This is a genomic window from Erwinia oleae (assembly GCF_000770305.1).
GTDB lineage: Bacteria > Pseudomonadota > Gammaproteobacteria > Enterobacterales > Enterobacteriaceae > Erwinia > Erwinia oleae.
Genome location: NZ_JNVB01000027.1, coordinates 1 through 22,784 on the forward strand (window position 1 = coordinate 1; position 22,784 = coordinate 22,784).

21 protein-coding genes are annotated in these 22,784 nt (G+C 51.7%); 2 read left to right on the top strand and 19 right to left on the bottom strand.

Annotation, left to right across the window (positions count from 1 at the left end; translation table 11 throughout):
- Positions 1-855: 855 nt before the first annotated feature.
- From cysH to cysJ, 3 genes are read right to left on the bottom strand one after another with little or no spacing between them, the layout of a single operon-like run.
- Positions 856-1,587 carry a phosphoadenosine phosphosulfate reductase gene (cysH, locus tag GS12_RS10550; protein WP_034946663.1) on the bottom strand — a complete coding sequence of 244 codons (732 nt, stop codon included), beginning with the start codon at positions 1,585-1,587 and terminating at the stop codon, positions 856-858.
- 12 nt (positions 1,588-1,599) lie between these two features.
- Entirely contained in the window at positions 1,600-3,312 is a 1,713-nt protein-coding gene (gene cysI / locus GS12_RS10555) for an assimilatory sulfite reductase (NADPH) hemoprotein subunit (RefSeq protein WP_034946667.1), read from the bottom strand.
- Complete coding sequence (gene cysJ, locus GS12_RS10560) at positions 3,312-5,117, bottom strand: NADPH-dependent assimilatory sulfite reductase flavoprotein subunit (protein WP_034946669.1); 1,806 nt, start codon at positions 5,115-5,117, stop codon at positions 3,312-3,314. The genes cysI and cysJ overlap by 1 nt, the downstream gene beginning before the upstream one ends.
- Positions 5,118-5,418: 301 nt before the next feature.
- Here cysJ and queD point away from each other — a divergent pair, with 301 nt between their 5' ends.
- Entirely contained in the window at positions 5,419-5,778 is a 360-nt protein-coding gene (gene queD, locus GS12_RS10565) for a 6-carboxytetrahydropterin synthase QueD (protein ID WP_034946672.1), read from the top strand.
- Between the two features lie 30 nt (positions 5,779-5,808).
- Here queD and GS12_RS10570 read toward each other — a convergent pair whose 3' ends face one another.
- The 13 genes from GS12_RS10570 to GS12_RS10635 all read right to left on the bottom strand — a co-directional run bounded on the left by GS12_RS10570 (position 5,809) and on the right by GS12_RS10635 (position 17,159).
- Positions 5,809-7,320: a hypothetical protein gene (locus GS12_RS10570; protein WP_235421129.1), complete on the bottom strand. Its 1,512-nt coding sequence runs from the start codon at positions 7,318-7,320 to the stop codon at positions 5,809-5,811.
- A 505-nt stretch (positions 7,321-7,825) separates the two neighbouring features.
- A complete protein-coding gene (tadF, locus tag GS12_RS10580; RefSeq protein WP_034946680.1) occupies positions 7,826-8,395 on the bottom strand; it encodes a tight adherence pilus pseudopilin TadF in 570 nt (189 codons plus the stop codon).
- Entirely contained in the window at positions 8,379-8,912 is a 534-nt protein-coding gene (locus tag GS12_RS10585) for a TadE/TadG family type IV pilus assembly protein (RefSeq protein WP_084089663.1), read from the bottom strand. The genes tadF and GS12_RS10585 overlap by 17 nt, the downstream gene beginning before the upstream one ends.
- Positions 8,913-8,938: 26 nt before the next feature.
- Positions 8,939-9,694, bottom strand: coding sequence for a tetratricopeptide repeat protein (locus tag GS12_RS10590; RefSeq protein WP_034946686.1), 756 nt, complete (start codon positions 9,692-9,694; stop codon positions 8,939-8,941).
- On the bottom strand, positions 9,687-10,532 hold the full coding sequence (locus tag GS12_RS10595) for a type II secretion system F family protein (protein ID WP_052118425.1): 846 nt from the start codon (positions 10,530-10,532) through the stop codon (positions 9,687-9,689). The genes GS12_RS10590 and GS12_RS10595 overlap by 8 nt, the downstream gene beginning before the upstream one ends.
- Before the next feature lie 3 nt (positions 10,533-10,535).
- Positions 10,536-11,465, bottom strand: coding sequence for a type II secretion system F family protein (locus GS12_RS22995; protein ID WP_052118426.1), 930 nt, complete (start codon positions 11,463-11,465; stop codon positions 10,536-10,538).
- Between the two features lie 6 nt (positions 11,466-11,471).
- Positions 11,472-12,749 carry a CpaF family protein gene (locus GS12_RS10605; RefSeq protein WP_034946689.1) on the bottom strand — a complete coding sequence of 426 codons (1,278 nt, stop codon included), beginning with the start codon at positions 12,747-12,749 and terminating at the stop codon, positions 11,472-11,474.
- Between the two features lie 3 nt (positions 12,750-12,752).
- Entirely contained in the window at positions 12,753-13,877 is a 1,125-nt protein-coding gene (locus GS12_RS10610) for a hypothetical protein (RefSeq protein WP_034946692.1), read from the bottom strand.
- Positions 13,878-13,895: 18 nt separating this feature from the next.
- Positions 13,896-14,342 (bottom strand): hypothetical protein, encoded by a 447-nt coding sequence (locus GS12_RS10615; RefSeq protein WP_034946695.1) that lies wholly within the window; start codon positions 14,340-14,342, stop codon positions 13,896-13,898.
- Positions 14,343-14,354: 12 nt separating this feature from the next.
- Entirely contained in the window at positions 14,355-15,686 is a 1,332-nt protein-coding gene (locus GS12_RS10620; protein WP_034946698.1) for a type II and III secretion system protein family protein, read from the bottom strand.
- A complete protein-coding gene (locus GS12_RS10625) occupies positions 15,683-16,435 on the bottom strand; it encodes an SAF domain-containing protein (protein WP_152601395.1) in 753 nt (250 codons plus the stop codon). The genes GS12_RS10620 and GS12_RS10625 overlap by 4 nt, the downstream gene beginning before the upstream one ends.
- Positions 16,432-16,878 carry an A24 family peptidase gene (locus GS12_RS10630; protein ID WP_034946704.1) on the bottom strand — a complete coding sequence of 149 codons (447 nt, stop codon included), beginning with the start codon at positions 16,876-16,878 and terminating at the stop codon, positions 16,432-16,434. Before GS12_RS10630 ends, GS12_RS10625 begins: the two co-directional genes overlap by 4 nt.
- Before the next feature lie 35 nt (positions 16,879-16,913).
- Positions 16,914-17,159, bottom strand: a complete 246-nt coding sequence (locus tag GS12_RS10635; RefSeq protein ID WP_052118428.1) for a Flp family type IVb pilin — start codon at positions 17,157-17,159, stop codon at positions 16,914-16,916.
- Between the two features lie 307 nt (positions 17,160-17,466).
- On the opposite strand from GS12_RS10635, the gene GS12_RS10640 reads away from it, so the two are divergent.
- The gene (locus GS12_RS10640) at positions 17,467-18,837 is read left to right on the top strand and encodes a GntR family transcriptional regulator (RefSeq protein ID WP_034946706.1); all 1,371 of its coding nucleotides are present in this window, start codon (positions 17,467-17,469) and stop codon (positions 18,835-18,837) included.
- Here the strand turns inward: GS12_RS10640 and queE are convergent.
- The 3 genes from queE to pyrG form a co-directional block, all read right to left on the bottom strand.
- Positions 18,824-19,495, bottom strand: a complete 672-nt coding sequence (queE, locus tag GS12_RS10645; RefSeq protein ID WP_034946709.1) for a 7-carboxy-7-deazaguanine synthase QueE — start codon at positions 19,493-19,495, stop codon at positions 18,824-18,826. The two genes, GS12_RS10640 and queE, sit on opposite strands and share 14 nt — an antisense overlap.
- 178 nt (positions 19,496-19,673) lie before the next feature.
- Entirely contained in the window at positions 19,674-20,969 is a 1,296-nt protein-coding gene (gene eno, locus GS12_RS10650) for a phosphopyruvate hydratase (protein WP_034946712.1), read from the bottom strand.
- An 81-nt stretch (positions 20,970-21,050) separates the two neighbouring features.
- A complete protein-coding gene (gene pyrG / locus GS12_RS10655) occupies positions 21,051-22,688 on the bottom strand; it encodes a glutamine hydrolyzing CTP synthase (protein WP_034946715.1) in 1,638 nt (545 codons plus the stop codon).
- Between the last annotated feature and the right edge of the window lie 96 nt (positions 22,689-22,784).

Sequence of the window (22,784 nt, forward strand, 5' to 3'; positions counted from 1 at the left end):
GCCCGGAAGCCACCGTACCCAGCGCGCCCGTTACGGCGCCGCCGACCGCGCCGGCGATCGCGCCGTCAGTTGCGCCATTAGTGACGGCAGAACTACATCCGCCTTCATAACCAGAATTGGCGTTACCGCCGGAAACGAATTCAATTTCTGATGCCGTTAATTCTCGCATTTTACCCTCTCAGGTTGATTAATGATGAGTCTGTCGAACTAAAATACGGGATATAAGTAATCTGTCGGTCAAAACAATAAAAATGACGATGCCGATGACGATATGATCGAACGATAAAGACAGGTGAAAATAATCGGACAGTTTACCCACGATTACCCCCAATGCGGCTCCGGCAATAAGGGCAAATAGCGCGCGCAATAAAAAGTTCCTGATCATAGATAATCTCCTCAGGGTGCCGCTGGGGCGCTTAATTTTCCAACTGCAATTTAAGTTTTGTTTTTTTGATAAATTTAATAAACCCATCAAATGTAATTTTTTGTAAGTTGCGGGTAAAAAATATTAAAGGTAAAAAATAATATTGACTAAAATCAATAATTTAAGAGGAATACGACGCGAACTTATTTTTACTAACGTATTATCTCTTCCCACGTGATTAATTTATATTCCTAACCTTTTTTTAAGAACATTCTTCTTCACTTCGCCTGTATATATTTACTACCTGCATTAAAAACAAGGAAATTGCACCGGTTTATCTGACAGGCAAGCTGGCGTAATAGTGTCTGACTTAAGAGATAGTCGAGGAGGGGCGAGGTGAAAATGCAGAGAGAATTATATTACATAACAACCAGCATCTGCCGCCTTAGACAGTGGCGGCAAATGCCTGATAGCGACAGTGCAGCGAATACCTACTCGTGCAGGCCGCACTCGCGCTTGAGTCCGAAGAAACGCGTCTCCTCTTCGGCCATACCCGGCTCCCATTTGCGGGTCGTATGGGTGTCGCCCACTGACAGATAGCCCTGATCCCACAGAGGATGGTAACCGAGGTCATTGTCCTTCAGGTATTGATAGACCTGACGGTTGTCCCAGTCGATAATCGGCAGGATCTTGAAGACGCCGCGCTGGATAGCCAGTACAGGAAGGCTCGCACGGCTGCCGGACTGCTCGCGGCGTAAACCAGCGAACCAGCTCTGCACGTTCAGCTCTTGCAGCGCGCGATTCATTGGCTCAACTTTGTTGATGTCGTTGTAGCGCTCAATGCCTTCCACACCCTGCTCCCACAGCTTGCCGTAGCGCGCCTCCTGCCAGGCAGGGCTTTGCGCGGCGCGGTAGACCTGCAAATTGAGATCCAGTTTTTCCGTCAGCGTATCGATAAACTGGTAGGTTTCAGGAAACAGATAGCCTGTGTCGGTGAGGATCACCGGGATGCCCGGCTTCGCCTGATTCACCAGATGCAGGCTCACCGCCGCCTGGATACCAAAACTGGAGGAGAGCGCCGCCTCGCCGGGCAGGTTTTCCAGCGCCCACAGCACCCGCTCCTGGGCCGACAACTTCTCCAGTTTTGTGTTGATCTCAGCCAGCGCCATGATGCGCTCAACTTTAGGCAGGCCGTTCAGAGCAGAGAGATCGAGTACAGACATATCACGCCTCCGTTATTCCCAAAAATCGCGGGCCGGGTCAAGCACCGGTTTGATAATGCCGGCGCGAATAGTAAAGTCGCCGAAGCCTTCATCTGCCTCGCGCTCTTTCGCCCAGCGGCCCGTCAGTTCATCAAGGGTAGACAAAATTTCGTCTTCGGTAATGTTCTCCCGGTACATGCGGGGAATACGCGTACCGATACGGTTACCGCCCAGGTGCAGGTTGTAACGCCCCGGCGCCTTGCCCACCAGGCCTATCTCGGCCAGCAGCGCCCGTCCGCAGCCGTTCGGACAGCCGGTGACGCGCAGCACGATGTGCTCATCACCGACGCCGTTGCGGGTCATGATCTCCTCAACGCGCGTAACAAACTGCGGCAGGAAACGTTCGGCTTCCGCCATCGCCAATGGGCAGGTGGGAAATGACACGCAGGCCATTGAGTTCTCACGCTGCACGGTGACGCTTTCCATCAGGCCGTGCTCGCGCGCCAGCGCCTCAATGGCCGGTTTTTCGGCTTCGGACACGCCCGCCACGATCAGGTTCTGATTGGCGGTAAGGCGGAAATCACCCTGATGCACTTTCGCAATTTCGGCGATGCCGGTTTTCAGCGGGCGCCCCGGATAGTCAAGCAGGCGGCCATTTTCAATAAACAGCGTCAGATGCCATTTATTATCAATGCCTTTCACCCAGCCGATACGGTCGCCGCGCGTGGTAAATTCATAAGGGCGAATCGGCTCAAAGGTCAGCCCGGCGCGGCGTTCCACTTCCGCTTTAAAGGTTTCCACGCCCACCCGTTCCAGGGTGTATTTGGTTTTGGCGTTTTTACGATCGGTACGATTACCCCAGTCGCGCTGCGTGGTGACCACCGCCTCCGCCACGGCCAGCGTTTTATCCAGCGGCAGATAGCCAAACTCGCTGGCGGCGCGTGCATAGGTGGCTTTGTTGCCGTGATCGATGGACAGCCCGCCGCCGACCAGCAGGTTAAAGCCCACTAATTTGCCGTTTTCGGCAATGGCAACAAAGTTGAGATCGTTAGCATGCAGATCGACATCGTTATGCGGCGGCACCACCACGGTGGTTTTGAATTTACGCGGCAGATAGGTTTCACCGAGGATCGGTTCTTTATCCGTGGTCGCGACTATTTCTTTATCCAGCCAGATCTCCGCATAGGCGCGGGTCTGCGGCAGCAGATGCTCGGAGAGTTTTTTTGCCCACTCATACGCTTCCTGATGCAGTTCAGACTCCACCGGATTGGACGAACAGAGCACGTTACGGTTTACGTCGTTGGCGGTCGCCAGCGAATCAAGCCCCACTTCATGCAGCATCTGATGCGCAGGCTTCACGTTTCCTTTCAGAATGCCGTGAAACTGAAAGGTCTGGCGATTGGTCAGGCGAATACTGCCGTAAATCGTATTGTCAGCGGCAAACTTATCGATGCCAAGCCACTGTTTCGGCGTGATGATGCCGCCAGGCAACCGACAGCGCAGCATCATCGCATGACGCGGCTCCAGCTTCTGCTCGGCGCGCTCGGCGCGAATATCGCGGTCGTCCTGCTGATACATGCCGTGAAAGCGGATCAGCAGGAAGTTGTCGCCGGTAAAGCCGCCGGTCAGGCCGTCCTGCAAATCGTCAGCAATGGTGCCGCGCAGAAAGTTGCTCTCTTTCTTCAGGCGTTCAGCATCGGTCAGCTTGCCTTCAACCACCCGCGGTCCAGGATGTTTTTCAGTCATTAGTACACGTCTCGCTGATAACGGCGCTCAATGCGCAGCTCACTTAAAAATTCGTCGGCGGTTTCAAGGTCCATGCCGCCGTGCCCGGCCACGATCTCAAGCAGCGCCTGCTCAACATCTCTAGCCATTCGGTTTGCATCGCCGCAGACATAAATATGCGCGCCCTGCTCAATCCAGCGCCACACCTCTTCGCCGCGCTCGCGAAGCTTATCCTGCACGTAGACCTTATGTTGCTGGTCGCGTGACCAGGCCAGATCGATGTTGGTCAGCAGGCCATCTTTCACATAGCGTTGCCACTCGACCTGATAGAGAAAATCTTCCGTGAAGTGCGGATTGCCGAAGAACAGCCAGTTCTTACCGGATGCGCCGTCGTTGTCGCGCTGCTGCATAAAGGCACGGAATGGTGCAATGCCGGTGCCCGGCCCGATCATAATCACCGGCGCATCAGGATTAGCAGGCAGGCGGAAATTATCGTTGTGCTCGATAAAGATGCGCAGTTCGCCGTCTTCTTCAAGCCGGTCGGCGAGATAGCTGGAAGCGCCGCCCGCGCGCTGGCGTCCGTCAATCTCATAGCGCACCGCGCCGACGGTAATGTGCACTTCGCTTTCGCTTTCCGCCTGCGAAGTGGCAATGGAATAGAGACGCGGCGTCAGCGGACGCAGCAGCGCGACCAGCTGTTCTGCATTCAGTTCAACCGGCGCCTGCCGCACCATATCCACAATCGGCGTGGTCTGCGCATAGTGCTGCAACGTCGCCTTTTCACCAATCAGCGACAGCAGTGTTTCATCGCGGCACAGCTTGCCATACGCTTCAACAATCTGCGGGGTATTGACCGTCAGCTCAAAGTGCTGTTGCAGCGCAGCGGCGAGCGGCAGCGTTTGGCCATTAACCTCTACGCTCTCGTCGCCCTTCAGCCACAGCAGCTCAAGCAGTTCGGCCACCAGTACAGGATCGTTTTCATACCACACGCCCAGCGCGTCGCCGGGCTGGTAGCGCAGGCCGGACTCGCCGAGGTCAATTTCGATGTGGCGTACGTCTTTGTCTGAGTTGCGGCCGGTTATTTTCTGGTTCAGCGCAAAGCTGGCGGTCAGCGGCTCCTCTTTCGTGTAAGGACTGCTGAAGACTTCGTTCACGCTTCCCGCCGCCGTTACCACCGCCTGCACCGGCGCTTCAGCAGGCACGCGCGCCTTCAGAATATCGGTTATCTGCTTGCGCCAGCGTTCGGCGTCGGCGGCATACTCCACGTCGGCATCCACCCTGGCGAGCAGGCGCTCGCCGCCCAGCTCGCCCAGCCTGCCGTCAAAATCTTTTCCGGCCTTGCTGAAGAATTCGTAAGAGGTGTCACCCAGACCGAAAACCGCAAACGCCGTGCTGTCCAGCTTCGGCGCTTTTTTCGACAACAGAAATTTGTGCAGCGCAACGGCCTCTTCCGGCGGATCGCCTTCGCCCTGCGTCGAGGCGACCACGATCAGCAGCTTTTCCTGGGCGATCTGCTTGAACTTGTAGTCTCCGGCATTCACCAGGTTGACGTTCAGCTTCGCCGCCAGCAGGTCATCGCGTAGCTGTTCAGCCAGGCGGCGTGCGTTGCCGGTCTGAGAAGCAGAAAGTACGGTGATAGTAGAAACGGCTGCCGGTGCGGGCGTGCTTGCCGCCGCCGTGCCAGGGTGCTGATTAACCACGCCCCAAAAGTAGCCGGAAAGCCAGGCCAGTTGGGTGGTTGAAAAATCGCCGGTCGCCGCCTGTAACCGGGCGAGCTGTTCCGGACTGAGCGGAAGCAGTGAGCCTGAAGGTGCCTGAGTTGTCATTATGTCGGAAGTTCCATTATCGGGCCGGGCCGTAAAAACAGCATGTTGAGCACAGGGTAACGACAACGATAATAACCATTAAATAAGGGTTGGTAATAATAAATAACTAAAATGACTTAACGATTTTATGGATAATATCTAGTGACAAAAACGGTTAATTAAATCTTCAACTTTCAACAGGTTATAAAAATCGCTTTGTCGACAGCTTCCTGAAAGCACCCGCAGCGGAGAAAACCGTGTGTGTGAAAGGATTTTCCTGTAAACTTCGCCGGTTTTTTTGTGATGAAATTGAGACTGTTTTATGGCCACCACGCTGTTTAAAGATTTCCAGTTCGAAGCGGCTCACCATCTGCCAAACGTCCCTGCTGGCCACAAGTGTGGCCGTCTGCACGGCCACTCGTTTCTGGTGCGGCTTGAGATTACCGGCGAAGTGGATGCGCACACCGGCTGGATTATAGATTTTGCTGAGCTGAAAGCGGCATTCAGGCCGATTTATGACCGACTGGATCACTACTATCTGAATGAGATCCCAGGGCTTGAAAACCCCACCAGCGAAGTGCTGGCGAAGTGGATTTGGGATCGGGTGAAACCTGCGCTGCCGCTGCTCAGTGCGGTGATGGTGAAAGAGACCTGCACGGCAGGATGCGTTTATAAAGGCTAAGTCAGCAAGGTCGCTCTGGCGACCACGCTGTTAGCTCGCAAAGTGCCCCGTTTCATCTGAAATAATACCTCTCAGGATATCGATCAACGCCTTTTCTGACGTTGCCGTCGTGGCGCGCTCTTTCCCCACACACTGCCTTCCCCATATCGCCACATTTTCTCCGCTAAAACTGGTGGAAATGTAGTACATATCAACCGTAGTATCTTTTGTTTGCGCGCGTGCGATCAGCCCTTCTTTAATTTTCCCACAAACGTTCTTCTCCTTCAGTAACTCCTGAGTGACGCCATCCCAGCCGCCATGCTGCCCGTCATGCAGAAGAATAAAAACTTTCCGTCTGTTTTTACCTTTTGCCATCACCGGCACCGAGCGGAGCAGGCCGCTGGAAATTTGCGCTTTACCCGCCTGCGTCATCGTCTGTAAGCTTTCAAGGCGCTGCAAATCATTGGTCAATTCAATCATCCATGATTTTGGCTGTGCATGGGCCATATCGCCTGAATTCATACTCCAGCCGCCGCTTTGACACATATTGTCAAAGGTACGGTAATAATAACGAAGTGGCGTCCATGGAAGGGGGAGATTGATTATCGCTTCATCGGTAAACATCTTTTCAAGCATTGCGTCAAGGTCGGCAGATGCCTGATGCATGATCGTCATAAGGGCATTGTGTCGGGACCATGCATGAAACGCTTTTTGATACTCCTCTTTGATAATTTTCGATGAATCCTCAGAAAAGATATCGCTGTAAGGTTCGTTGGCTGTTTTACAGGAATGATGATATTGGCCAACCGCTCTGCCGCTTTCGCTATTAGCTTTACACCAACGCTGCTGCATTTGCGTTTCCGGTATAACCGGCGTGGCCATTCTGACAACCTCATTGTAATACTGATAACGATAACGGTCCATTTCATACATTCTGGCATTCCAGTCAGGGCTGGTGATCAGGTTTTTATCAGCCCAGAATGCATAATTAATGGCGTATTCAGGGGTCGGGACAAACAAAATTGAACAGGCAATTTTTCTCCCGCCCCGCTCATTGGTTTCTTTCAACAGCACAGGTACACCTACGCTGAAGGGAATATAGGCTATTCTGGAGTCGGTATTATTTTCGATAACTTCATGGCTAATTTGCTTTACCACTCGTTTCAGCCCATCCATTTGTAAACCGCTTTGTTTGTCAGAAAAGTCCATAACAAACACATAATCCGTGGCGATTGAACTGAATTTTCTGACTTTAAGTTCGCTGATACCCAACGTAACCTCCCGATTTAAACCGGGAATAGCGCGAAACAGTAACGGGACATTAACCTGTACAGCGAAATGGTAATTCAGCGCGCTCAAATCATACTCATTTTCCGCATCGCTACTCGTCACTATTTTTATTTCTGGCTTACCGATCATCGCCGGTATGTAATAGCGCAGATAGTGGTCGATCAGCGCGTTGGTTTCCCGACTCTCCTCTGCCGTCATTGCCGTTTTACCGGCGGCGGCAACCCCCATCGACGCTTCCGCCATCGCAGTGGAAAGGCGTGCGCGCTGCGACATCGCGTTGGAACCGTCAATGCCTAACGACAGCATGCCGAGCAGCACCGGTAGTAAAACCGCAAAAGCGGGTGCCAGTGCGCCCGTGGTGCCGTAAATAACGTTGCGTAAGTGCCGTTTGCTCACAAACACGATCTTATCTCCCTGGCCGAGGCCATTTTTATATAAACCGCTTTTTTCCCCTTCAGACAAAAAAGAGAGGGGGTCTCTGCCGGGCGATATTTCTCTGCCCAGATCCCCTGTCTGTCTTTTATATATCCAGCCGGGCCTGACAGGTTTTCTCCCTGCGTGTTGATATCGATTATGGTTACGCTTAACCTGCGCTGAAGCTGCTGACTGAAATAGAGCTGATGCTGGATTTCCCGCACCAGTTTATTATGCTCCGGCTGGATTGAGTTAATAAAAACAAGAATGCTCACCGGTGTCGTCGCCTGCGCCTGGGTAATAAATAACGCACTAAGAAATATAAGAACAGAACTGAGTGGATAACCCATAACAATCCTTGAAGTTAACGGCGTATAACGATACTGGCAGCCTTAATGTCATCAGGGAGCAGACTAAGCGTTTGCAGGCTACTTTTTCGGGTCGGTACAATAAGGGTGAGTTGATAGATCGGAATCCAACGCTGCCGGTTACTCCAGACTGACAGGTCGGTTAAATCGGAAAGCAGGGCTGCCGGACGCGTGTTGTTGCACTGTGCCATGCCACCATTATAACGACGATAATTCTCCACAACTTTGTCTTCACCAGGCCGAAACGTCACTGATTCCACGCTGAGACAGAAGTTTGCCGCTTCCGGATGATCCAGAAGCGTTGCCGTCAGGGCCGCCAGCCGATCGACATCTTCCTGGATAATCATTTCCCGATCGTCAAAGAGATGTTTACGTTCGCGTAAGACCGAGGCCAGGGAGTAGCTAACGCTTTCTATACGCCCCCTTTGCGCGATAAAACCGCCATAATCAATGGCGCCGACACAGAGCGATACCAGTACCGTGAATATAAAAGCCGCTTCAGTAAGAATCGATCCCGCTACTGCGTCTGAAAAGTCGCGAACTGCCGTTTTAAGATTGATCATCATCCCTGAAAATCTCCTCTCTTTCGTACTCCTGAACGAATACCAACCGCCGGGTTAATGATTTTTTTAATGCGCTAATTAATTTTTCCGAACCCGGTACAGCGCCGTTAAAAAGCAGCGGTTGATAATCGTATTGAACCTCATAAATTGCCAGGGCCTTACCGGCAGCCTCGTTTTGATTACATTGTCCATTGATTGCCTGGCCGATTGAGTGGCAATACAAAATAGTAACGTGATAATTTCCTCCATCAATAAACGTTGACCAGAGACGGCTTTGTTCTGCAACGGTATCGTGAAAAATGGCCGCATAGTCCGTTTTTTTCTGTAACCGCGATGACGTTATTCTGGCCGATTCAGCCAGCGTCAAATCTATCGCCGAAGAGACAAACATATAACGGCTGATTTCAAAAATAAAAAAGGCGAAAAATATAAAAACGATAATAACCATTGAAAACTCTATTGCGGCTATACCCTTTTTATCACGATAAAAATGCGTTAATCGTTGACAAATTGATCTCATTTGCGCTTCTCACTTCAGATGTCGCGCTACAGCGGCGCCATATTACTTTCCACTTCAAACAGTGCGGACACCAGCGTATCGGGATAGCGTGAAAGATTTTCCCGCTTAATGATCTCCTTCGCATAGCGCAGGTCGCCATCCTTAACCAGCGCAAAAATCAGGTTATGGGTAAAGTGGCTATCACGATAGCCGCGCAGGTAAACGGGCAGTAGCATCTGAATAGCCTGCGAATAGCGACGTTCGACTATATGCACCAGTGCCATGTTATTCATGACCTTTTCTTCTGGATAGAAAGCATTACGCGCCTGCTCAAACGCGCCCATGGCCGTTTTCAACTCTCCTTTATTTGCCAGAATAACGCCGCGCAGATTCAGTGCTTCCGCATTACCCGGCTCGCGCTGAGCAGCCATATTGATAAACTTCAGCGCGCTGTCATAATTTCGCTGCGCGATCAGGTTTTTTCCCTGAAGAAGATAGACCCGCGCGGCGGGCGATTTAAGTAGCGACTCTTTTAAATAATGCAGCGAGGAATTGTAATTACCGGCCAGATAGTAGTATTCCGCCAGGCGGAAGCGGACGTCAGGATCTTCTTTCTTTTTAAGCAGTTCGCGATTCTGTTGAATGAGCGCTTCGTAATTCTGCGTTTTAAGCAAAATTCGCTCTTTTTCGGCAATTTTTCTTGCCTCCCCACCGCTACTGCCGTCGGTGCGATAATGTGTTTGCGAACAGCCCGTAAGCATTAATAACAGCACAGCGAGAACAGGCAGCACTTTTTTATCCATTTGACAGTACCCTCATAACGCCCGGAACGGCGACAACCACCACCACCGGAAACATAAAAAACAGAATAAGCGGCACGCTCATTTTTGCGCCCAGCTTGCCAATCTTTTCCTCGACGGCGAGGAGCTGAACTTCACGGATATCGCGCGACAGCGTGATCAACTGTTCATAGAGCGATGAGCCGTATTGCAGGCTTTGTTCAAGCGTGGCGCACAGCATGCGGTTTTCCTGTGAGGGCAGCTCCAGGTAGAAACGCTTCAAAGCATCACTCATGCCGCTGACCTCGGTTCTTTTGACCAGACGCTCAAGAAACGGCGTGAAGTCCGGGTTGATCCCGGCCATTTTTTCACTGAGAAAACGGAAAGACGCCTCCGGACTCATGCCGCACTGCACGCAGACTGCCAGCAGATCCACCAGCCAGGGTATTTCACTGCTCATTTTTTTCACCCGGCGATTCACAATCATGCCGCGTATTTTGCCCGGCAGAACAATGGCAATGACCATCACGATAACGGCGCTTAATACCAGGCTGGAATCATCCAGTTCAAGCGACAGCAGTAAATTGGCAAGACAGATAACCGTAATGCAGACCGCAGTTAATCCGGCTTTCCAGGACATATTACTGTCGAATCTACGCGCAATGCCGAGCAAAATATTCTTTTTCTCCAGAATCATTTCGGCTTCATGATTATTTTTTAGCTGCTGTATTTTTTTCTCTTTGTTCTCTTCGGCAACAAAATTGATCAGGGCGGAAAGTCGCTTTATTCTTTGTTGCCGATAAAACATGACCGCCAGCAGCACGGTGCTGATGAATATCAACAGAGCCAGTACAATTTTCATTGCTCAAATCCCCCTCATCAGGAATTTAAGGATGGCTGCGCCGGTCAGTACGCTACCGAGCAGATAATAGAGAATCACTTTGCCGTCTTCGTGATAAATAACGTACTCGAAGTCCTGCGGGTTGATAAATTTCAGTATTAACAGAAAAATAAACGGGATTGCCCCGGTGATTTTCGACGCCATGCGCATTTCTGAAGTCATCGACAGCATCTTTTTCTCCATTGCCACGCCGGTGGCAACGGATCGCTGTAGTTTGAGCAGCACCTCTTTTAAGCGTCCGCCGCCGCGCACGTTGAGCAGAATGGCCACAATGAAAAAGTAATATTCGCGATAGGGATAGTTCTGCCAGGAGTCGTGAAACACCTGATCGGCATTTTCCCCCATATTCAGCCGTCGGCTGATCACGCCAAACTCATGGGCAAGCTTGCTGTCGCTGACCAGTGCGTAATCCGCCATCGCCTGGAGAAACGTTCGGCCCGACGAGATCGCGCCGTTGAGCGTGGTTAACGCCTCGGAAAAATTGACGTTGAACTCTTTACGCCTGCGTTTGCTGAGAATAGCGAAGAACACCATATAAGCCGTGACGGCGCCCGCCGGTGCCACCCACATAAGCGGTAAGCCGACAAATTTGCTGTTAACCATGGTCACGCCGACCGCGCCAGCCGCAGGAATAAGGAGGTTGCGAACAAACAACTTTTTATCTTTGAAGTCCAGCACGTTAAGTAGCGTGTAGAGCCGGTCGGCCATCGCACGGCGCAGCCTGTCCAGCGCCACGTCAGACCGTTCCTGCTGCTGGTGGCTGAGCATCATATTTAACGATCTGACGCGCCTGCCCTGCCATGACGTTGCCTTCTGCGTCAGGTGGCGACGCTGAAAAAGCACAAAAATGCAGAGAAAACCAAAAATGAGGATAAGAACAAAGAGGTTTCTCATAATGGCTCAGCCAAATATCGTTTTAAGATAACCTTCACAACCATGCTCTACCGCCTTGCGGTAGACGGCCGATCGGCTTGAAAGGCCGGGCGTCACGAACTTACCGGACACCTTGCCGCCGGACCCGGTGCTGTGATCCACCTCATAAGTGAAAATGTCCTGAAGCACGATGGTTTCTCCTTCCTGGCCCATAATTTCACTGATATGGGTAATTTTTCGTGAGCCGTCATGCAGGCGCGACGCCTGCACAATCAGGTTCACCGCCGAACTGATATTGCGGCGGATCGCTTCTATCGGCAGGCTGAGATTCGCCATCATCACCATGTTTTCCATACGCGACAGCGCGTCACGCGGCGTATTGGCATGCAGCGTGGTCATTGAGCCGTCGTGACCGGTGTTCATCGCCTGAAGCATTTCAAAAGTCTCGCCGCCGCGGCACTCACCAACGATGATCCTGTCGGGGCGCATACGCAGGGTGTTGATCATCAGCTCGCGCATGCTCACCATGCCGCTGTTTTCCACCCCCGCCATGCGCGTTTCCAGTCGTACCACGTGCGGCTGCTGTAGCTTGAGTTCTGCCGCATCTTCCAGAGTGATAATGCGTTCGTCGTTGCCGATATGCTGGGAAAGCGCGTTAAGCAGCGTGGTTTTGCCCGAACCGGTGCCGCCAGAGATAACAATATTCACCTGACAGCGCGCCGCAACGGAGAGGAAGTTGGCCATCCGCTCATCCATTGAGCCCCACGCCACCAGGTCATGAAAGGTGCGCGACACTTTGCTGAATTTACGAATTGAAATTGAGGTGCCATCCAGTGCGATAGGACCGATCACCACGTTCAGACGGCTGCCGTCGGTCATACGTGCATCAACCAGCGGCTGGGATTCGTCAATGCGCCGCCCGACGCGCGCTACCAGCCGTTTGGCGATCTCAGTAAGCTGATCGTTGTCGATAAAACGTTTGTTGGTTTTTACCAGCTTGCCGCCGGTTTCCACAAAAATATTGTCCGGCCCGTTAACCAGCACGTCGCTGATGCTGCTGTCTTCCATCAGTTCACGCAGCGGCCCCACGCCAGTGATTTCATCAGCGATAGCCGTTGCGAGTATCTGCATCTCTTCTGACGGCAGATAGCGGTTGGTTTCCAGACCGACCTGTTGGATTACGCCAGCCACCTCTTTTACCAGCGCGGTACGATCCGTAAGCAGACGATCGATCATATCCAAATCGAGGCGCGGCAGTACCGAAGCGCGCATTCCGCGCATTAACTCATCATACTGACTTTTCATCGATTATCGCTTCCTGCGAATCAGACTGAATAAACTGCGGGCGCTGCCCGCCTGAGGACTATTTTCCCGGCGCCCCAGGGCGAGATGGGTTAACTGCGCGATCAGCTCGTTGTTTTTGCCGCTGAATTCCAGCGGACTGGCCGGATCGCCGGTTTTTTTAATCCACGGGATGGCGATATCCACCGGTTGTCCAATCAGGCTGCCGGCTTCCTGAGAGGTGATCGCGCCTGCAATACGCGGTTGCGCTTCGTTAAAGCAGACAAAAATTTTCTTCACGCCGCTCCCGCTGTTCTGCAAATGCTGGTTGTAATCGACAACCTTTTTCGCGTTACGGACAGAGGCCAGATCGTGATTGCAGACCAGGATCACGCAGTGCGTGTGGTTCAGCGCGTGCTCTATTTCATTCACTTCCGCATTGTGAACTGGGTGGTCAAAAAGTACGAAATCATAGGTTTCGTACAAAGGCAGCGTGAAATCCCAGCGATGCTCGCGCTGCTCGTAAAGCGCAAAGAGATTCTCCTGAAGCTTGATGACGTCGCTGGTGATGTCGCCGCGGGCGATAAGGTCGAGATTGCGCGTGCCGCCCGCGCCCTGCACCAACAGCAGCGAACTTTGTCGTACCTGCACCAGCTTTTTTGCCAGATGGTAGCTCAGCGTCGAATTACCCACGCCGCCTTTACAGCCCAGCATGCTGATTTTCAACGACGAACGGTTCATCTGTATGCGATCGATTTGCCTGTCGAGAATTTGTCCCAGCTTCGGCATCTGATCGGGATGGTAAAAAATGTAGTAAATGCCTTTCGCCTGTAGCGTGGACGCCAGCAGCAGCGAATCGATATTGCCTATCGCAATGCAGCTGGTCTCTTTGGATAACAGCAGCTCAATTCTGTCGAGAAACCGCTCGCACTCCTCTACACTCTGCACATCAAAAATAAAATAGCTGATTTCACCGCTGAGCTTTTTCGTATCAAATGCGTCAGGGCTGACCTGATGCTTATCCAGTCGGCCCGCGCCACGCATCTCAAACTGCGTAGTTACGCTGTTGATCACCTCGGTACGGGGAGAGATCAGAACAGAGATCGGCTCTTCCTTTTCGCTCTTATCTTTTGCCGTTTGAAAAAGCAGCATGGCGTCGTTCCCTCAACGTTAAAAAACAACTTTCTGCCTGTCGCGAAGTGACATAAAAAGATTATTTTCACTGGCGCAGCCCACTGTTTCATCCGTATTAAAGGCGTAATACTGACGGTGATAGTCACAGGTATAAGGAAATCTGGCCCGCTCCAGTGAGACAACGAGCAATGCGCCAGCCTCTTTTTTTCCGCCCGGATACTGTTTATCCATAATAATATCGCTGGCCGCGACGCCTGCTTTAATCAACGCTTGTTTAAGCTGACTGGCTAAACTATCCGCCTCGTTACGCAGCCATGAAACGCGTACGGTTCCACTGAGAAACTGATACTGGCTCACCACCTCGGCGGAAAGTATTTCCCGATCGATATCGTTGCGGCTGTAGAGCGTAAACTCGCTGACATTACTGGCGCTCGCCATAACCGTCCACAGCAGCGTGGTAATAAAAATAAGTATTTTTTGCATGGTGGTTATTCCTTAATAAATGAACCCACTCTCTTCCATGAACTGAACCACCTCACGGTGCCCTTTATTTTTAACCAGTGCGTTAATATTAAAGAAGCGCTCAAGCATGGTGCTGCGCACATAGCCCGGCAGCATCACGTTGCGCGGAGAAACCGGCCTGACCAGATTTACCGTAGCAATCATCACCAGTTCAGTGCGCTCGCGCTGCGATTCGGTGTGGCGAAAGAGTGCGCCGAGAATTGGCACATCGCCAATAAAAGGTATTTTCGACAACGACTCTCTTTCCGATTCGCTGAGCAGTCCGCCCAAAACAAAGCTTTCGCCATCGGCCAGTTCAATTGTGGTGCGCGCCTTGCGCGATCTGAGCGTCGGTACACTTAAGATTTGCCCGTCAACAGAGCTGACTTCCTGTGCCAGCGTAAGCTTCACCTTTTGGCTGCTCTCAACCTTTGCGGCGACAAACATTTTCACACCGAACTCTTTATAGGTGACTTCGGTGCCGTTATCGGTGCGCGTAATAATTGGCAGCTCGCCGCCTACCAGAAAATCTGCCGTTTCGCCGGATAAAACCGAGAGATTAGGTTCTGCCAGTACGCGCGCCAGCGATTCATTGCCGATAGCATGAATAACGCTTACCAGGCTGTTGGCATCAAACTTAAATCTGCTGAGCAAAAACTCCCCCACCTGCGAGGTCGCTTTCCAGTCAATACCGAGGTTGTCCGCATAGGATTTATTTATTTCAACCAGGGTGATTTTGACATTAACCTGATTCGCAACCGGCAGCCTCATGCGATTTTGCAGCTTCTTAAAGCTGATATAGTCGACGTATTTCAAATCGACATCGATATTAAAACCAGAAGGATCGTTGTTTTTAAGCTGTGTCTTCAGCGCTTCACGTTCCAGGTCGAGCGCTTCGCCCACCATCAGATGAATGGCATCACGGATCTCTTCGTCGGCTGCCGTCCCGCCCAAGATATAGTTATTGCCCACCTTTTTTAATTCAATCTGGCTGCCGGGAAATTCATCCTGTACCTGTTGAGCAAGGCGGCCGATTAATGGATCAACCAGAATCGTGATGCTACGGCTTTTACCCGACTGAATGAGCAACAGTTCTCCGCGTCCGTTGGACACGCCGTAAACCACCACTTCGCGATCGCCAATCACCTGATAATCGACCACGTCCGGGTTAGAGGTAAATACGGTATCAATACTCTCGCTGACCTTAACCGTTCTCGCCCCGCCCTTTTCAAGATAAATGGTTTCGGCATGAACCAACCCGCTGGAAACGATTATCAGCAGCCCGGTCAGGAACAATAATCCATTGAGCTTAAAGCACCTTCTCATCCTGCATTTCTCCCGCGGATTTCCGTAATCGTTTCAGGAATAGAGACGCGGCCGCTTACGGCCGTGACCGGCGCGTTTGCCGGATAAGCCAGCAGTTCGCCCATATGGCTGAGCGTTTGTAAGGTGGATTTGTCTTCACTGTTCAGCTCGATAGAAATCTGGGCACGGGCGCCGCCTTTGCCGTTGAGCACGTCGCCAATGTCGCTTTGTGTGAGGGCGTTAAAGCGCTTATTGCTTAACAGCTTAATGACTTTTACCACGGATTTTGCGATGGGCTTCCCTTCGCGATCGACAAGGCTTTTACTCTGTCCCCGGCCGTCTTTGAGAATGTAATAGCGCAAATAGATATCAATCAGCTCACCCTTTTTCAGTTCGGCTACCGGCAGGCTGTCTTCCTGATTGAGGACGATCTGATAAAGAAAATGATCCTGCTTTTTTTCAAATTTAACCGGCATCGGAAGCGTAATAGCGTTCAGCGTTATCACTGCACCCTGAGCAATATCCTCAGCGGCAACGTAGCCCTCCAGGCTTTCCGGCATTTTTTCCGACGTTTCATTACTGTCTGGCGTTTTAGTGGTGCGCGTCCAGTTTTCCGTGGTCAGCGCCTCGCCTTTTTTCAGCGCCTTGCTGGCGGTATAAACGGTCACGGTTTGCGCTTCCTGTATCTCATCGCCCGAAAAGAGCAGCAGTCCGCATACGCCCACAACCAGCAGCAAAACGGCGATAATCATTAATAATCTCTGGTTCATGCTGGTACCCTGAGCAGAAGAGACGTTGCCAGGTATCCGCTTACGATAGCGATCCCATATGGGAGGTTTTTCTTATTTTTTCTGCCGTAAAAGCGTGATGAAAAAAAGTTGAGGATAAAAATAATAAAAATAAGCGGCAGTCCGGCCAGCGCTGTGGAAAACAAAAAAGCCAGCGTGGTTTCAGCATCGAAAGAGAGCGCAAGCGCAGCCATCAGCTTAATATCTCCGGCTCCGATAATATTAAACAAACTCAGAAAAAACCCTCCCAATAATATGCACAGTGCGGGTAGCCAGAAACAACCGGCGGGAGAAAAAAAACTGCCTCCGGCACAGAGAAATGCAACAAGCAGCGTGGTGTGATTTCTGATTATTCTGTAACGCGCATCGGTATAACAGACATCAATAAATAACGGAACCAGTAAGATGAACAGCCATCCTGCCATACAAAACCCACCACGCTTATAGAATTAATTACTGATTATTTTTGCGAGCCAGTACCGTTCAGAGCGTCAGTCAGAGAATCAAACTTAGACTTAAGCGCGGAGGTAAAATTGCCCTCATCACCAAAGATTGACATCAGCGCAGCGGTAACCGCAACGGCGATAACAGCATATTCAATTGCCGTCACGCCATCCTGCTTATTAATAAATTTCACTATGCTCTGGCGCGCGTCGGAGACGATATTTGACGTTTTCATACATGACAGAAGGATCATGTCTTTCATAATAATTTCCTTATCAGATTGTTATAAATAAATGCTACCTGTTCAATGAGGAACAAACCCTGTTCGCAGCTTTGTCGTGTCAGATAGTACCCAGGAACAGAGGCAGGGCAAAGATACAGTACAGAAAAATATTTCAGACACAATAAAACGCCAGACGTGACAGCGATAACATCTCTGCCGATTGCAGCAGAGAGTTCATTGCATAATTACGTTACGTGCAACCCTAATTAAAAAAACGAGGAAATAAGAATGTATTGCCATTGGTAATTTTAAAAGACAAAATCCATAAAAACGGGAGGAATAATAAATGATTATTGAAACAACTAATACGACCGGCGTCAGGAACAGCATCGTCGAAAATATTACCAGCATGATCATTAACGGGCAATTAAGTAAACAAGACATTCTTCCGTCAATTCGTATTATGAGCCAGCGTTACGGCGTTTCTCGCAGCACGGTGGTATTGGCCTATAAAGAATTGGAAAGTCTCGGTTATATCGAAGGCAGAGAGCGAAGCTGCTATGTTGTGCTGCGTAGCGGGATGACGGGGCACAGCAGCAACGCTCCAGCACAACTTACCGTTGACTTACCCTTATCAGCCGACGATGCCAACCTGCTCACGATTGCCGGGCGACTTTCCCGACACGATAACGCCATGCTGCCTCCGCACTTCATCAGAAAATGGTGCAAAGATCTCAGCTACGTGAAAGACACTTACTGGAGCGGAAGAGAGGAACATAAGAACGCCGCCGCGTTGAAACATAATTTTGTTCGCTACCTTAAAATTACCCGCGGCATCGACGCCCGGCACGAAAATATGCTGTTCATGCAGGGGCCGCAGGAGGCGCTGGCCGCTATCGCCTGGTACGGTAAAATGCGTAATCCCTGCCCAACCGTCGTTCTGGAAGATCCCTGTTCACCCCAGATTTACCAGCTTTTTAGCGCCCTGAATTATGAGATTATTTTTGTCAGGAGCGGTAAGGATGGCCTTGAGGCAGGCTCTTTGCCGACGCATCCTGTTGATTTTGTCTGTGTCTCACCGACAAACCATTTCCCCTCGGGCGCGCGTATGAGCATGAGCAATCGTGCGGCCTTGCTGGCGTGGAGCCGTCGCTATAATGCTCTGATTATTGAGAGCGATGCCAGCTTTACCTTTGGTTTTACGCAAGAGGCGATCCCGCCGCTCTGCACCCACTACCCCGCTGAAAATGTAATTTACCTCCACAGCCTCACCGAACTGACGGGTTACAGCACCAGCCTGAGTCTGGTGCTTGCACCAACGCATTTACTGCATCCGCTTGAGGAGGTAAAGGCGCTGCTGAGCAGCGATGCGCCCTGGCTGGGCATCAATATGATTGGCGCGTTCTCAGGTTCGCCCCATCTGATGAAGTACCTGGCCTCAACGCTTCAGTTAAGAAAGGAAAAGTATACGTTGGCGCTGGATGGGCTGACGCAGTTGATACCGCGCCCCGATCCCTGGGGCTTGATACACGCAGGCTACTTCAGTTTCACGGCAGAAAGTGGCACAGAACCGCTGCTGAACACGTTTTGCTACCCGCTGGCGCTGTTTTGTCGGCAGCAACCACAGCCGGGTGAACCGCTGCGCTACGTCTATCCGGTCGGCACGCTCACGGTGCAGGAAATTGAAAAAATGAATACGCGACTCAGGCAATATTGAGATACTTGTGCGTCTGCATGGAGAGACGCCAGTTGCGCGCGATACAGGTTTCAATGCACAGCCGCGTCGCATCATCTTTCTGGCTGATCGGCTGTAGCGCGATAATGCGTTTTTTAGCATCCTGGAGCGTTGCCAGCAGCGCATCAAGCGCCTCCACGTCACGCTGTCGGGCCACAGGATGTTTGACCTCATCGGCCCGCACCAGCGCCTGATTAAGAACGTCGTAGCCGCCGCGCATGTTTACCTTCGGCGAGACCGTCACCCAGGTGCTATCGCTGCAAAGTACGTCGTGCGTGCCGCTGGTTTCAATCTGGCAGCCGTAGCCGTTCTGTTCAAGCTTCTGCGTTAATGCCGTCAGATCGTGAATGCACGGTTCGCCACCGGTAATCACCACATGCTTTGCCGTCCAGCCCTGCTGCACAATAATCGTCAGCAGCGCTTCTGCATCCGCCGCGCCCCAGAAATCACTCTCTGCGGTCTTGACTAAAATATCCCCCAGCGAGGTTTCCCGATCGGCCAGCTTATCCCAGGTGTGTTTGGTATCACACCAGCTACAGCCTACCGGACAGCCTTGCAGGCGGATAAAGATTGCCGGTACGCCGGTGTAAAAACCTTCGCCCTGCAACGTCTGGAACATTTCATTTATCGGGTACTGCATCACTTCTCTCTGGGTGGTTGAATTTAAGGGCGCAGATTATCGCAGATCGGCGACGCTTCGCCTAATCGCATTGTGCTGGAAATCTGTCATCATTGGGACAAAAAAAATCAGGCCCGGACTGGCCGGGCCTGATCGTATTTATCGCTTACCGGACGCAGTCGTCCGGCAAAAAGCCAGATTACTGACCTTTAACTTCTTTCAGACCATTGAATGGTGCACGGCTGCCCAGCGCTTCTTCGATACGGATCAGCTGGTTATATTTCGCCACGCGGTCAGAACGGCTCATTGAACCGGTTTTGATCTGACCCGCTGCCGTACCAACCGCCAGGTCAGCGATGGTCGCGTCTTCGGTTTCGCCTGAACGGTGAGAGATCACGGCAGTGTAGCCCGCGTCTTTCGCCATTTTGATTGCAGCCAGCGTTTCGGTCAGAGAACCGATCTGGTTGAATTTAATCAGAATGGAGTTAGCGATACCTTTATCGATGCCTTCCTTCAGGATTTTGGTATTGGTGACAAACAGATCGTCGCCAACCAGCTGAATTTTATCGCCCAGCACTTTAGTCTGGTAAGCAAAGCCTTCCCAGTCAGATTCGTCCAGACCATCTTCGATGGAAACGATTGGATACTGTTTGGTCAGGTCTTCCAGGAAATGGGTGAACTCTTCAGAGGTGAACGCTTTGTTGCCTTCGCCGGCCAGAACGTATTTACCGTCTTTGTAGAATTCAGACGCCGCGCAGTCCATCGCCAGGGTGATGTCTTTGCCCAGCTCATAGCCTGCTGCTTTTACCGCTTCAGCGATAACTGCCAGCGCTTCGGCGTTGGAGCCGAGGTTAGGCGCGTAGCCGCCTTCGTCACCAACGGCGGTACCCATGCCTTTAGACTTCAGCACTTTCGCCAGGGTGTGAAACACTTCAGAACCCATACGAATGGCTTCTTTCAGGGTTTTCGCGCCAACCGGCTGGATCATGAATTCCTGAATGTCGACGTTGTTGTCGGCGTGCTCACCACCGTTAATGATATTCATCATAGGCAGTGGCATAGAGAATTTGCCTGGGGTACCGTTCAGTTCAGCGATGTGCTCATACAGCGGCATGCCTTTCGCAGCGGCGGCAGCTTTAGCCGCTGCCAGAGAAACGGCCAGAATAGCATTTGCGCCGAATTTAGATTTGTTCTCAGTACCGTCAAGATCGATCATGATCTTGTCGATGTTTGCCTGATCTTTGGCGTCTTTACCGGTTACTGCGTCGGCAATTGGGCCATTAACAGCCGCAACGGCTTTAGTAACGCCTTTGCCAAGGAAACGTGATTTGTCACCGTCACGCAGTTCCAGTGCTTCGCGAGAACCGGTAGATGCGCCTGATGGTGCCGCAGCCATACCAACGAAACCGCCTTCCAGATGCACTTCTGCTTCAACGGTCGGGTTTCCGCGTGAGTCGATGATTTCACGACCGATGACTTTAACGATTTTAGACATTAGTTTTTCCTCAGTACAAGTTATCAAAACTATAAACTCAGACAAACAACGCGCGAAAAGTTCGCGCGTTGTTATAAAACACTATTTTGCCAAACGCTTTTGATACTCGCTGGCCGCTTTCACAAATCCGGCGAACAGCGGATGACCATCACGCGGCGTCGAGGTGAATTCCGGGTGGAACTGACACGCGACAAACCATGGATGCTCCGGGTTTTCGATAATTTCTACCAGCTGATCGTCGCCGGAACGACCCGCTACGCGCAGGCCCGCGGCTTCAATCTGCTTAAGCAGCATATTGTTCACTTCATAGCGGTGGCGATGACGCTCAACAATGGTATCTGAAGCGTACATCTGCTGAACCAGGCTGTTATTGGTCAGCTGGCACTGCTGGCTGCCGAGGCGCATGGTGCCGCCAAGATCGCTATGCGCTGAGCGAACTTCTACGTTGCCTTCTTCATCGCGCCATTCGGTGATTAACGCCACCACCGGATATTTACAGTCTGGCACAAATTCGGTGGAGTTGGCGTCCTGCATTCCGGCCGCGTTGCGGGCAAACTCAATCAGCGCGACCTGCATTCCCAGGCAGATGCCGAGGTAAGGAATATGATTTTCACGCGCATAGCGGGCGGTCATGATCATCCCTTCCACGCCACGGTAGCCGAAGCCGCCGGGCACCAGGATCGCATCCAGGTTTTTCAGCACGTCGACGCCGCGACTTTCCACGTCCTGCGAATCGATCAGCTTAATGTTTACCGTGACGCGTTTCTTCAGGCCGCCATGCTTCAACGCTTCAATCACCGATTTATAAGCGTCCGGGAGCTCAATGTACTTGCCCACCATGCCAATGGTGACTTCACCGCCGGGATTGGCCTCTTCATAGATAACCTGTTCCCATTCGGCAAGATCGGCTTCCGGCGCGTTAAGGTTGAAGCGCTTGCAAATATAGTCGTCCAGCCCCTGGGATTTCAACATGCCAGGGATTTTATAAATGGAATCAACGTCTTTCAGGGAGATAACCGCTTTTTCCGGCACGTTACAGAACAGCGCGATTTTTGCGCGTTCGTTGGCCGGTACGGCGCGATCGGAGCGGCAGATTAGCACGTCAGGCTGGATACCGATTGAAAGCAGTTCTTTCACTGAGTGCTGAGTAGGTTTGGTTTTGACTTCGCCGGCCGCGGCCATGTAGGGCACCAGCGTCAGATGCATATACATGGTGTGCTCGCGGCCAACGTCAACGGCCATCTGGCGAATTGCCTCAAGGAACGGCAGCGATTCGATATCGCCGACGGTGCCGCCGATTTCAACCAGCACCACGTCGTGGCCTTCGCCGCCTGCAATAATGCGCTCTTTAATCGCATTGGTGATGTGCGGGATAACCTGAATGGTGGCGCCAAGATAGTCGCCGCGACGCTCTTTGCGCAGCACGTCTGAATAGATACGGCCGGTGGTGAAGTTGTTTCGACGACTCATCCGCGTGCGGATGAAACGCTCGTAGTGGCCTAAATCAAGATCGGTTTCTGCGCCGTCATCGGTCACAAAAACTTCACCGTGCTGAGTGGGACTCATGGTGCCCGGATCGACGTTGATGTACGGGTCCAGCTTCATGATAGTCACGTTGAGGCCACGCGCTTCAAGAATAGCGGCCAGGGAGGCTGCGGCAATGCCTTTACCCAGAGAGGAGACGACCCCGCCGGTCACAAAAATATAGTTCGTTGTCATGCTGAACCTGAGAAAGTAGGTTTAAAGACGATGGAATAACCAGGACGGGAAAACAGTATACGGTATTCCCCCGCGCGCCACAATTGCTCGTTTCGG